This window comes from Ectothiorhodospiraceae bacterium BW-2 (genome assembly GCA_008375315.1).
GTDB lineage: Bacteria > Pseudomonadota > Gammaproteobacteria > Thiohalomonadales > Thiohalomonadaceae > BW-2.
Window position 1 is genome coordinate 877010 of sequence record CP032507.1, and the last position, 11861, is coordinate 888870.

Below are 11861 nucleotides of genomic sequence, written 5' to 3' on the forward strand. Positions count from 1 at the left end.
ACACCGCTGTACAATTTGAAATAGTTGACTTTTCAACAAGGAAATGTTGAGAAGAGGGGGGGTATTGTCGCCAAGAAAGCAAGGCTATGTAGTGATGCTGGTTTGGCGGTGACTCTGAATTGCTGCGTTGGCAGGGGTCGGTTGAATGGTGAAGGGGTGGGTGGCAGGGGGCTGGTTGAGTGCATCTAGGGCGAAGTTGACCACTCTGGGCTGGTTGCTGGCGGTGAGGAAGATGCGCTCCTCTTCGGTTTTGTAACCTGATTTTTCAGCACTGAGCTGGTAGGCTTTGTTGGCTGGCAGGTTAGGCAGGGTGACGGGGGTCGCGCCGACTGAGGCACCATCAAGACGGATGGTGGCGCCATTAGGGGAGCTGGTGATGACCAGCGTGCCGGTCAGGGCAGTCGGTTGTGGCGGCGGAATGATTTGGCTGGTGCCGCCAGCGACCTGTATGGGTGCATCAGTAAAATAGAATGTGCCGGTAATTAACCCCTCCTCCCACGGCACCTGCTGCTCTTTGGTCTCGGCCATCACTGCGGTTGCGGTCTGTTGAAACACCTCATTCTGGTTCAGTCCCGGCGTGGTGAGTGCCTTCATCAGATGGCTGGTGAAGATGCCATTCGCCCCTTTGCCATCATGGGCGACCTCGCCCGGTTTGGTGGCGTAGTAGATTTTGGTGCCGGTCGGTGCCGAGACTCGCGCCAAGCCCCGACTGCTGGAGCGAAAGGAGCGCGCAAAGGGGTTGTCGCGGCAGGCGTCCAGATAGACCATGTTGAGCTTGTTGCCGGCACTGTTGAGTTTGTTCAGCACCGATTGCAGCGGTAGCGCCTGTATCTCGATTTCGTCTTCGGCATTGATGTTGGCATTGACCGGTATCAGGTAGTTCTCGCCATTCACCTGCATACCGTGTCCGGCATAGAAGACCACGCCCACCCCTTTGCGCTGCCTTAATTCGTTACCGAAATCGCGGATTTTGTTAAACATCTCGGTGCGGCTGCCATTCTCCTGGTAGATCACCTTAAAGCCGCTCTGTTGTAGCGCCTTCTTAATCGCCCGCGCATCATTGACCGGATTCTTCAGCGGCGAGGATTGATAGGCGCTGTTGCCCATTACCAGTGCGGTGCGGTTCTCGGTCTGCGCCGAAACCAGACGATTAAAAGTTGTTGTTTCGGAATGGTTAGCAGAAACTGGCAGCTCAATCCGCGATCCAAGGCAGCCATTTAGCAAAACCAAAATAATCAATCCCGGCAGGGCAAATAGTCGTTTCATATTGGCAACATTATTCAAAATCGGTTAAGTCAACTTGGCCAGCAATCGATCTACCGCCGCTCGATAGACGATCATTCCTTCGCGTTTATCGACAGCCAGCACCAACACAACCAAAATACCATCATCCACGGTATAGACCAGCCGATAACCCTGCTTTTTCAATTTGATTTTGTAGCAACCGCGTAAATCGCCGTGTAGTTCGGCACCGGGCAGTTTAGGTTGCTGCAAGCGCTTTTTCAGAAGTTTTCGCAGAGGCTCTTTCACACTGCCATCCAGTTTTTGCCACTCAACCAAAGCTTCTGGTACAAACAGCAATCGGTACGGTACTTTGGCAGAACTATCTGCCGTATCAGACGGTATCAATATCGACCTCCACCGCCTGATCACGGCTTTGCAGGCGTTGCAAAAGCGTATCCCGCAGCTCTGCTTCCACCACCGTTTCCACCAACTCCTCTACTAACGCCTCGTAAAATCGTGGCGAGATGAGATAAAAAGCCGGATGATCGTGATCGAAAACCACCACAGGGCGCTCTCCCGCCTCTTGCAGAATCGATACCGGACTTTGCTGAAATTCACTCAGGCTAATCGCCTGTTCACTATAGAGTTGATTCACAAATTTGCTCCTGTTGAAAAATCAAAATCACTGTCCGGCGCGAACCAACCGCACACTGCCTGCATGGTCACGATAGTAAACATTGGCGCCACCATCGTCGAAGCCCACGACCCACGAAAAGTCACTATAGTAGGCGTTCGGCGAAGAAGACCAAAACCAATCGTCAGGCGTATCAGGAAAGGCCTGCGGATGGATGGTCGGGCGCTGGTAATCTTTGCCCGATTCACCCTTGTTGGCTGGCAGGTTAGGCAGGGTGACGGGGGTCGCACCGACTGAAGCCCCATCAAGACGGATGGTGGCGCCGCCATTAGGGGAGCTGGTAACGGCCAGCGTGCCGGTCAGGGCAGCCGGTTGTGGCGGCGGAATGATTTGGCTGGTGCCGCCAGCGACCTGTATGGGTGCATCAATAAAATAGAATGTGCCGGTAATTAACCCCTCCTCCCACGGCACCTGCTGCTCTTTGGTCTCGGCCATCACTGCGGCTGCGGTCTGCTGAAACACCTCATTCTGGTTTAGTCCCGGCGTGGTGAGTGCCTTCATCAGATGGCTGGTGAAGATGCCATTCGCCCCTTTGCCATCATGGGCGACCTCGCCCGGTTTGGTGGCGTAGTAGATTTTGGTGCCGGTCGGTGCCGAGACTCGCGCCAAGCCCCGACTGCTGGAGCGAAAGGAGCGCGCAAAGGGGTTGTCGCGGCAGGCGTCCAGATAGACCATGTTGAGCTTGTTGCCGGCACTGTTGAGTTTGTTCAGCACCGATTGCAGCGGTAGCGCCTGTATCTCGATTTCGTCTTCGGCATTGATGTTGGCATTGACCGGTATCAGGTAGTTCTCGCCATTCACCTGCATACCGTGTCCGGCATAGAAGACCACGCCCACCCCTTTGCGCTGCCTTAATTCGTTACCGAAATCGCGGATTTTGTTAAACATCTCGGTGCGGCTGCCATTCTCCTGGTAGATCACCTTAAAGCCGCTCTGCTGTAGCGCCTTCTTAATCGCCCGCGCATCATTGACCGGATTCTTCAGCGGCGAGGATTGATAGGCGCTGTTGCCCAGCACCAGTGCGGTGCGGTTCTCGGTCTGCGCCGACAGCGAGAGGGTGGTCAACAAGAGGCAGAGAAGGGTTAGCAAGGTTTTCATGGGCTGGGCTCTCAGGTTCGGGTAGGGGTTATCCGCCAACTTTACCCGATTGATTCAGCAACCGCAAAATCTATTCGCTTGTTAATGCGAGGCTGTTGTATTTTGTAAGTCAGGATTCTATAGATTCAGACTACGCCACTTCGCGCAGTAGCGCTCTGGCGGCGTGGGTCAGTTGCGCCAGCTCATGGCGAAACCGGAGGGCGTTCTGGGTATAGTCGCCATGTTTGAGTGGTCGACGGGGATTCTTTGCTGTTAATTGCTCCATCGGGTTACACGCCAATCTCTTCGGTCTGTACCAGCTCCCAACCGCTCCAGATGAGTACCAGTGCGTGTATCCGGGCGTGGCCGGCGCGTTCTAAGACGCGGCTGTCGTTGCGATAGCGGTTGAGTTGGGTGGTGGCTTCGGTAATCAGTTTGGCTCTCGCGTCTGCTGTGTCGTTGTCTCGTTTAAGGTATTTCAGCTCGATAAGCCAGGCGTGCGCCATCTCGGGGTATTTGGCGTAGAAGGGCGAAAGGTAGAGGTCAACAAAGCCGCCACCTAGCTCTTGCTCGCTGAGGGCATAGAACCACGGATTGAGGTTGAGCCAAGCGAGCAGAAAGCCCTGAATCATCTTTTCGCCATGCAGATAGTCGCGCATACCGCTATATTTCTGTAGCTGTTCGGTCAGATGGCTAAAGAAGGGCTGCCACTCGCCATCCCAGGCAAAGGCTTTGAGCTTTTCGCCGATGGTGAAGATATCGGGACGAAATAGGCCAACATCATCGACCGCCTCACGAATATAGCTGTAGATGAGCTGTTTGACGGTCTGGTTGGGGATAACCAGCTTTGGTTCACCGCGCTCGGTTTCGGTCGAGAAGGTGAGCAGGCCAAAGTAGTAGAGCAGTGAGATGAAGTTGTCGGTATTGGCCAGCAGTTCAGCCGGAAAGCTGCTCTTGACGCTGCTGGCGATGCCGCCCTGGTTGATAATTTGGTGTAATCGCTCAAAGCTGCCGTTGAGTTTGCGGTCGAGCTGGATTAAATGGCGCAGTTTGCCGTAGTCGGTGCGAATGTTTTGATCGATAAGTTCGTCCGGCGGCTGATTCAGTCGATGCAGCGATTTAAGGTAGTAGAGCGCCATGTCGCTATTGGTAATCGTCTCTTCAACCTGACGGCTAAAACGGTAGTGGTTGTACCACAGATTCATCACCTCACGGTGAGCCGAATAGCTTTGTCCAAACACGCTAAAAAGCTGTTCGAGTTCGCGCTCATTAAAGCCAAGCATAGCGTTAAAATCATGGTCGAGCGAGATGTTGGCACCGATATTAAAACCACTGGTGACATCATCGAGGGTAACCGGTGAGACACCGGTAATAAAGAGCCGCGACAGCGCCCCGCCGGTCGCCCCGCTCGCCCCTTTCAGTTCGGCAAAGAAGTCGCGCAGAAAGCCGCGACCGTGGGTGAGCTGCTGATAGGCCTCGCGCCCTTCGCTGGCGAGCAGGGTGTTGGCGAAGTTGTCGTATTCGTCGATAAAGAGGTAGAGTGGTGGTAGTCCCTGCTCAGCAATCACATCCATCAGACGACCTATCACCGCCTGAATGGAGGGCTGATTTAGCAGATCGTCGCTAATCGAGTCGGGAAGCTGCGCTTGGTAGTGTGCTATAAATACCTGAATCTGACGGCGACAGTAGTTATCAAAAGCCGCCTCTAATGCCGCTACCGAACGGCCTGAAACTCGGGAGAAGTCAAAGCGCAGCACCATATAGCGGTGCTTCTCATCGGTTGGATTGGCATAAATCCAGGTGTCGCTAAATAGCGCCTCCCACTGCTCGGCACGCTTTAGGTCGTAGTAGCACTCCATCATCGACTGCAGCAGGCTTTTACCCATGCGCCGGGGGCGGATGAGAAAGAGAAACCGCCCCGCCTCTTCGAGTTTGGGTAGATAGTGGGTTTTATCGAGGTAAAATTCGCCCCCTTGGCGTAGTTTGATATAGTCGGCTACGCCGTAGGGGATGCGATAGTGGGGTTTAGCTTGGGTGGTCATGGCGACTCCTTGGTTGTTAACGCTGGGGTTGTGGTGGGCTGCCGTGGTTCATGGAAGTTATTTGCACCGGTTGACGCCGGCCTGCAGCGCCGGAGCGTGGTAACGAGAACTCCCCCCTTTGAAAAAGGGGGACTGGGGGGATTTCTGAAAATCGCGATCAGGGGCTGCCGCCCCTGAACCCCGGGCTAGCGCCCCCGCAAGCGGGCCCCCCCATAAAGGTAAGAGCATAGAGCATAAAGGAAATGCTACCTGGGGGGGAGGACAAGCCGAAAGCCGAGGCTGCCGCTACGGTAGTCGCGATTGTTCCCGAAACGATTGGCGGCGCGCACCCAGGCAGGTTCGTTGCCCCACGAACCGCCACGGTCAGCGCGGAGGCCGGTATCGGCACGATTTTTGCATGATGTTTCTGTGTTGTTTTTGTAGTGGCTATCATAACCTGAACAGGTCCACTCCCAGACATTGCCAGCCGTATCGTAAAGGCCATAGGGGTTTGGCTTGAAACTGCCGACCGGTGCCGTGTTAACCCATTGGTCTCTTCCCTCTGCCTTACCTGAGCAGCACTCGTCACTACCGTAATTCGCGTTCTCGTGACTAATGGTGTTTCCCCACCAATAGGCGGTTTTCCTCCCCCCCCGTGCCGCATACTCCCACTCCGCTTCGGTCGGCAGGCGATAGTTTTTGCCGCTTTGGCGATTGAGCTTGTCGATAAAATCGAGCGCCTCATTCCAGCTCACACTCTCAACCGGATAGTTGTCGCCCTTTTGAAAGCGGGATGGGTTGCTGCCCATCACCCTCTGCCACTGCCCCTGCGTCACTTCGTACTGCCCCATCCAGAAATCCTCCACACAGACGCGATGCTGGGTTTCATTACTTTGACGACCCGATTCGTTGCTAGGGCTGCCCATGTCATAGCAACCGCCTTTAATCAATACCATCTCGCCAACTAGCTCCCGCTCCCGCTCCAGCTCCCGCTCCCGCTCCTGCTCCGCCAAAAACGCCTTGAGCTGGCTGACATTGCGTTGCAACAGCGCATCTGCCGCACCCTCATCTGCCCACGCCACCACACTAAATAGCCACGCAATTCCCACACTCATCCCTATCCATCGTCTCTCTCTCACCACACCGCTCCTCGACTTACTGATCATCCGCCGATTATACCTACTCTGACCTGCTTATGGCATAATTGAACCTCAATGAACCATCGCAACCGAGATGAGGAGCGCTATCATGCGTCAAATCAGAACGCTAGCAGTTGTTGCCGCCGCTATATTGCTTAGTAGCTGCGGCGGAGAGGGGGTTAAGTCGGTTAAACCGGTCATTCAAAACGCCCCAACATCACTGAGTGATGCCCTGCTCAACGGCAGCGACGAGGCGACTCTTGCCCGTCTGCTGCCGCAGTTTCGTGCCGATCTCAACCGCCCCGATGCCAGCGGCTTTACCCCGTTGATGCAGCTTGCCGCTACCGCCTCCCCTGCGCTGCTCAAGCAGGCGCTGCAGTTAGGGGGCGATCCGTCACAGAAGGTAACCGTAAACGACCGCAGCTTCGATACAGTCGATATGGTGCAGGCGGTATTTGCCCTACAGCGACCAGCCTCAATACAGCAACAGCAGCAGGGGGCGCTCACCCTTAGCGGTACGGCAAACGCCGCCCCCTCGACCACGCCGCTCAGCCCCGAACAGGCGCAGCAGCTTGTGGTCAAACTAGCACTGCTGCAGAGCTATCAGGCCGAGCAGCAGCTACGCGCTGCCGATCCACAGCACACTAAGCTGCAACGCGAGTTTCAGCAGTGGAGCGATACAACCCGCCAGCAACTAGCGGCACTCAGCCAGCCGATTGCTACCATTGCCGAACCGACACTGCCGCCGGTTGAGACCTTTGCTAAGAGCCCATTTGAGAGTGTCGCGATGTTTCAGCAGCGCATGGAGCAGGCGCGGCAGCGACGCGAGCAGCAGACCGCCAAACTACTCGCCGACTACCGCCAGCGCGTCGAGCAGCGTAACCGTCAGGTCGAGAAAACGAGCCGCGAACTCGCGCAACTGCAGCAGCAGATTACCCAACGCAATGACGATTATCAGCAGCGCCTCGCCGCCATTAGCGCCGACATTGAGCAGCGCATCGCCAAACAGCAGCCGCACTTTATCGCCAAGGCGGTCGCCACCGTCTATGGCGCACCGTGGCTGCAGGCGTTAGAGGTCGATGGCCAACCCAAATATGATGCCGAAAAGGGGCTAATGTTCGCCTCGCTCGGTTTTAGCCACCTTGAAGAGCGTCAGGAGGTGATCTTTCCGATCGCCGCCGGTAGGGGTGCCGAGCAGTTCTATCGCCAACTCCAAGCCGGCAGCCTGATACCACAAGTGGCGTTTGAGCGCGATGCGGCACAGCGCCTAACCCTCGCCGCCGTCACCGTTGCCCAAGCGCAGCACACCCTGAGCGCCCGCCTCGGCAGCAGCGAGCTATTTACCACCGCCAAACCGCTAGAGGTGGTGTTGCAAAACCGCTCCACCCCCGAACAGTTAGCACAGGCAGAGCAGCCGCTAGTGCGCTTCGATGAGCAGGCGTTAGCGCAGCTACAACTGCAAAACCCCAATATCAAAGATGTACAGTTTGAGGCCTATCTACAGCAGGAGCAGCAGGCCTTTAACGACGATATTCCACAGCGGTTAGCGCAGATTAGCGCCGCGCCGATCGATAAGCGGCAGTGGCTATTTGTCATCGGCATTGAGCGGTATCAAAATACCGATAACATCCTCTACTCGCGCCGCTCGGCGGAGCTGTTTGCGCAGGTAGCCGCGAAGAGCCTCGGCATCCACCCATCGCGGCAGGTGGTGCTGCTCGATGATCGGGCGAGCAGCGGTCAGATTCAAGATCAACTCAAGCTGATGTTAAGCAAAGTCGAAGCGGGCGATCGCATCCTCTTCTACTACTCCGGCCACGGCCTGCCGGTCGCTGAGGAGGGCAATACCCCCTATCTGCTCCCCGCCGATAAGATCCCCGACTTTGTCGCCGATGATCCCTTCTATCGTGCCGATAACCTCTATCAGCGGCTACAAAGCTCCGCCGCCGCACAGGTGGTGGTCTTTATGGACTCCTGTTTTACCGGCACCACCGATGGTAAAAGCATCTTTGGCGGCACCAGAGCCGCCACCCGTCTGCAACCGCGCCGCCTCACGCTCGGTGAGGGCGCTAAGATGGCGGTGTTAACCGCCGGCACCGATAAACAGTTCTCCAACGCGCTACCGGAGAGCGGCCACCGCCTCTTTAGCTACTATCTGATGAAGGAGTTGATGAATCGACCCGCCTCGGTCGGCGATCTGGCGCTTCAGGTCACCGCCGCCGTTGATCGCAAAAGCCGCGATTTAGGCGGCCTAAACCGACAGACCCCGGTGCTAACCGGTAACCGGCAGCTATCGCTGCAATCATCGAATCGCTAATCGCTAAACAGGCCACCCCCATGAAACGACGCTATAGCCGAGTGACCGCGCACGCGCTTTTTCACGCAGCGCTGATCACACTGCTACTAGGCGGCTGTCAAACAGTCTCTGAGCGCCCTGTCACAGCGGCCACATCGACCAGCCCCCTCACACCACCGCCCTCAGCCCCCCGCCTCCCCGCTCCGCTCTGGTATAGCGGCCAGCAGCTTGTGCAGGTGGGGGCGTGGATCGGTTATGGCGAGGGCGACACATTGGCCGAGGCGAAACAGGCGGCGCGAGCCGATCTTAGCCGCACCATTCAGAGTCAAGTGACCAGCCAGATCACCATCGAGCGCCAGCAGCACCAAGGCGAAGTGGTTGTTACTGCCCGCTCAGCGGTTGAAGAGCTCAGTCGCGCCCAATTTAGCGAACTACAGACGCTGCGCAGCGAGGCGATTAACCAGCGCTTCTATGTCGCTCTTGCCTACGACAATCGCCCGCTATGGCAGCGATTAGAGCCGCTGCTAACCGCCGCCGCCGCCCCACCCGAGCACAGCGTTCAAGAGCTATTCAGCGCCTCCCCGCTACAACAGCAACTACAGCGCCACTATGGTTATGGTTCATATCGCCCAAACGCCCCCCTCACACTGAGCCACGACGGCAACGGCTACCGCCTCCACGCAGCCGATCAGCATGTCGGGGTGCGGCAGCGGGAGGTCGCCCTGCTGCTGCCGCCAACACAGCTCTCGCCGCAGCTAGGGTTACGCTTAGAGCCGCAGTTAACCAACTACCCGCCAGAGCAGCTATTTCAGGTAGTGCTTCAGCCGGCTATTAGCGGCTATCTGAGCCTGATCCAGATCTTCGGCAGCGGTGCGACGGTGCTTAATCTCGCCAATCAGCCGGTGACCACCGCCGCCCTCTCGCTGCGCTACCCCGATCCAAAACGGTATGAGGGGTTGATAACCGAACTCCCCGCAGGTCAGAGCGAAACCCGCGTCGTTCACCTAGCGCTGATCTGCCACCAACCGCGTGATTTGAGCCGTTTTAGTGCGCTCTCTAGTGAGGTCGGGCAGCAGCCGCAGAGCTTTCTGCTCGGCGAACTACCGGCGCTGCTACAGGGGTGCCACTGGAGCGCCCTATCGCAGCGGATCGGCCGTTAACCCTAAATGAGTCGATGGGGTTAATCGATTTTAAGCGCCTGCCGACGGCGCTACAGTTAGCCCTGGTGCAGCAGACCCCAGATGTTCGTCTGGATATTCACGCACCGGCAGATGTGGCGTAGCCATTTCCCTATTGAGATAACTGACCTATTTGTTCATTACCGCCTTTAGCTGCGGGTTATTTTCAATATCCTGCTTTGATGAGGGGTCGATGTCGATGGCTTTCGATAGGTATTTTTTAACCAAATGGATGCGCTTTTCTGCCAGATGGAGGCTGGCCAGATCGAAATAGCCCTCTTTGTCTTGTGGTTGATGGGTGATTGCCTCATGGAACGCATCTTCCGCTGCGGCCATGTCGCCCTTTTCGAGATAGGCATAACCCAATGCGTTATAGCCATTAAATGAGGCCGGGGCGATTTCGACTGCGCTTAATAGCAAAGCTATTTTGGCATCGATGTCGGTTAACTGATAGCTGGCTATGATGCGCTGCTGTGCCTTTTGCGACAGATGGTTGTCGCGTCTGATTTGTGCTTTTATCTGCTCAAATTCGGCACGGGTTGAGCGAAGCGACCACCACTCCCAGACCGCCAGCGCAGCAAAGCCGACGCCGATAAACGCGATAAGGATATTCAAAACGGTCAGGTAGTCGCTGTTGCTCATGTTTCAATCCGCGCCCCCCCGTTTTTCCCCTCAACCGCCGCATCAATTGAGTTCTCTTCATTCGGGTAAAAATTTTCGATAGTGTGACAATAACCGGTCACTTTCTGCTCTAATGTTGTCATCTCATTCCACCTCACTTACCGTCCACTTTAACCGCAAATATCGCTTTGTAACATACTCAATTCCATCCTCTTTCTGGTAAAAAGTCACCAACTTTCCACTGTAAGTATAGACCAATACCCACCCTCCTGCATCGAGCGCGATCATGGGCTCATGCCCGCCCTTAGCCACCCGATAGAGTTTAACGCTCTCCATCGCAACCCAGTGCTCACCGTTTATACACAACTCATCCAGAGACTATACTTTAGGATAACGAACAACTTTGGAGAATAGCGATGAACAGTTGGGCGTATGACGAAGTCGCAACAGCAGACTTAGGTGAGCGCTCCGGCGTGGGAATCCATATCAACCCGACCTACGCCGCCAACCGCCTACAGAGTCAGGCGATAGACCACAAACATTGCCGCCATCATCAGCCCTAGCGACCAAAACATAAAGCGATCAATGCGTCGTGTCAGCTCTAAAAAGCGCTTATCAACCGTATCAAAGCGTTTATCCATACTCTTTTGCACCTCTTCAAAGCGTTTATCCATCTCGGTAAAACGGCGGTTACTCTCCTCTGCCATCAGCTCCAGTCGCTTATCGACCTGCTCAAAGCGCTTCTCCATCTCGGTAAAACGGCGATTACTCTCCTCTGCCATCAGCTCCAGTCGCTTATCGACCTGTTCAAAGCGCTTCTCCACCTCAGCAGAGCGGCGATGACTCTCTTCGACCATCTGCCCAAAGCGCTTATCCATCTGCTTTTGGTTTTCGTCAAAACGCCGCTCCATCATCGCAAAGCCGTGTTGCATCAGCTCGCGTTGATGGCGTAGCTCCTCCTCAACGCGCACCACCCGCTCGCGAATCTCTAACTCATAGCGAACATTGCTCAACACCGGCTCACCAAGCCGCTGTTGCAGCGCCTGTTCAATCAGTTGACTAATCTGGCTAAATCACCAGCCTCCAGTGCCATAGCGTCTCACTCCTCTGGTTAACCATGTTCCACCTGTTTTTGTCGGGTTTCGTTGCGCTAATCCGACCTACACAACGCTGGTGCGTATTCGGCTATCGTATTCGATTAGAGGCGTGATGTCATGCGCCGTGCGCAACATCATACGGGTTTGACCATTTTGACCCGATCCACTCCGACACATTACCCAGCATATCGTAAAGGCCAGTCAGTGCGGCATCAATACACTGCTCCGGTTCGCGCTCTTGTGCTTCACATTTTAGGCCAAGCCTTGCCCATTATCGCGCGCAAGTCTTTGCGTCGCTGTTCTAATTGGCGCTGTAGAAGCGTGATTTCAGACTACAGTAGAGCCAGTTGGTTCTGATGGTTAATGGAGGTCTGCTGACGACGACGCTCTTCGCTAGCGTTACTCTGGGTGATAGCCCTCAAATCCGGTACGAGACTCTTTTGCAGTGAAGTTAGCGTCTGCTCATCTATACCGCGTTGTTTCAGGCGTTTGGCCCCAATCGGGGCGGCTTAAATCG

General features: G+C 55.6%; 12 protein-coding genes. 2 read left to right on the plus strand and 10 right to left on the minus strand.

Going from position 1 to position 11861, the window contains the following annotated elements:
- Nucleotides 1-84 precede the first annotated feature (84 nt).
- The 6 genes from D5085_04085 to D5085_04110 all read right to left on the minus strand — a co-directional run bounded on the left by D5085_04085 (nucleotide 85) and on the right by D5085_04110 (nucleotide 6182).
- A complete protein-coding gene (locus D5085_04085; protein ID QEP42388.1) occupies nucleotides 85-1266 on the minus strand; it encodes a PEGA domain-containing protein in 1182 nt (393 codons plus the stop codon).
- A gap of 24 nt (nucleotides 1267-1290) precedes the next feature.
- Nucleotides 1291-1629: a type II toxin-antitoxin system RelE/ParE family toxin gene (locus D5085_04090; GenBank protein ID QEP42389.1), complete on the minus strand. Its 339-nt coding sequence runs from the start codon at nucleotides 1627-1629 to the stop codon at nucleotides 1291-1293.
- Nucleotides 1616-1879, minus strand: a complete 264-nt coding sequence (locus D5085_04095) for a type II toxin-antitoxin system Phd/YefM family antitoxin (protein QEP42390.1) — start codon at nucleotides 1877-1879, stop codon at nucleotides 1616-1618. The genes D5085_04090 and D5085_04095 overlap by 14 nt, the downstream gene beginning before the upstream one ends.
- A 27-nt stretch (nucleotides 1880-1906) precedes the next feature.
- Nucleotides 1907-3016: a DUF1566 domain-containing protein gene (locus tag D5085_04100; protein ID QEP42391.1), complete on the minus strand. Its 1110-nt coding sequence runs from the start codon at nucleotides 3014-3016 to the stop codon at nucleotides 1907-1909.
- Nucleotides 3017-3285: 269 nt separating this feature from the next.
- A complete protein-coding gene (locus D5085_04105; protein ID QEP42392.1) occupies nucleotides 3286-5037 on the minus strand; it encodes a hypothetical protein in 1752 nt (583 codons plus the stop codon).
- Between the two features lie 245 nt (nucleotides 5038-5282).
- On the minus strand, nucleotides 5283-6182 hold the full coding sequence (locus D5085_04110) for a formylglycine-generating enzyme family protein (GenBank protein QEP42393.1): 900 nt from the start codon (nucleotides 6180-6182) through the stop codon (nucleotides 5283-5285).
- A gap of 67 nt (nucleotides 6183-6249) precedes the next feature.
- On the opposite strand from D5085_04110, the gene D5085_04115 reads away from it, so the two are divergent.
- A complete protein-coding gene (locus tag D5085_04115) occupies nucleotides 6250-8469 on the plus strand; it encodes a hypothetical protein (GenBank protein ID QEP42394.1) in 2220 nt (739 codons plus the stop codon).
- 20 nt (nucleotides 8470-8489) lie between these two features.
- Nucleotides 8490-9608 (plus strand): hypothetical protein, encoded by a 1119-nt coding sequence (locus tag D5085_04120; GenBank protein ID QEP42395.1) that lies wholly within the window; start codon nucleotides 8490-8492, stop codon nucleotides 9606-9608.
- Between the two features lie 147 nt (nucleotides 9609-9755).
- On the opposite strand, the gene D5085_04125 is transcribed toward D5085_04120, so the two are convergent.
- The 4 genes from D5085_04125 to D5085_04140 form a co-directional block, all read right to left on the minus strand.
- Nucleotides 9756-10268 carry a tetratricopeptide repeat protein gene (locus tag D5085_04125; GenBank protein ID QEP42396.1) on the minus strand — a complete coding sequence of 171 codons (513 nt, stop codon included), beginning with the start codon at nucleotides 10266-10268 and terminating at the stop codon, nucleotides 9756-9758.
- A gap of 123 nt (nucleotides 10269-10391) precedes the next feature.
- On the minus strand, nucleotides 10392-10583 hold the full coding sequence (locus D5085_04130; GenBank protein ID QEP42397.1) for a hypothetical protein: 192 nt from the start codon (nucleotides 10581-10583) through the stop codon (nucleotides 10392-10394).
- A 176-nt stretch (nucleotides 10584-10759) separates the two neighbouring features.
- Entirely contained in the window at nucleotides 10760-11263 is a 504-nt protein-coding gene (locus D5085_04135; GenBank protein ID QEP42398.1) for a hypothetical protein, read from the minus strand.
- Nucleotides 11264-11459: 196 nt separating this feature from the next.
- The gene (locus D5085_04140) at nucleotides 11460-11561 is read right to left on the minus strand and encodes a hypothetical protein (GenBank protein QEP45048.1); all 102 of its coding nucleotides are present in this window, start codon (nucleotides 11559-11561) and stop codon (nucleotides 11460-11462) included.
- Nucleotides 11562-11861 lie beyond the last annotated feature (300 nt).

Excerpts from the sequence above, each read along its gene's own strand:
- D5085_04085 (QEP42388.1), bottom strand. The coding sequence starts at position 1,266 with ATGAAACGACTATTTGCCCTGCCGGGATTGATTATTTTGGTTTTGCTA.
- D5085_04100 (QEP42391.1), bottom strand. The coding sequence starts at position 3,016 with ATGAAAACCTTGCTAACCCTTCTCTGCCTCTTGTTGACCACCCTCTCG.
- D5085_04105 (QEP42392.1), bottom strand. The coding sequence starts at position 5,037 with ATGACCACCCAAGCTAAACCCCACTATCGCATCCCCTACGGCGTAGCC.
- D5085_04110 (QEP42393.1), bottom strand. The coding sequence starts at position 6,182 with ATGATCAGTAAGTCGAGGAGCGGTGTGGTGAGAGAGAGACGATGGATA.
- D5085_04115 (QEP42394.1), top strand. The coding sequence starts at position 6,250 with ATGAGGAGCGCTATCATGCGTCAAATCAGAACGCTAGCAGTTGTTGCC.
- D5085_04120 (QEP42395.1), top strand. The coding sequence starts at position 8,490 with ATGAAACGACGCTATAGCCGAGTGACCGCGCACGCGCTTTTTCACGCA.
- D5085_04125 (QEP42396.1), bottom strand. The coding sequence starts at position 10,268 with ATGAGCAACAGCGACTACCTGACCGTTTTGAATATCCTTATCGCGTTT.
- D5085_04130 (QEP42397.1), bottom strand. The coding sequence starts at position 10,583 with ATGGAGAGCGTTAAACTCTATCGGGTGGCTAAGGGCGGGCATGAGCCC.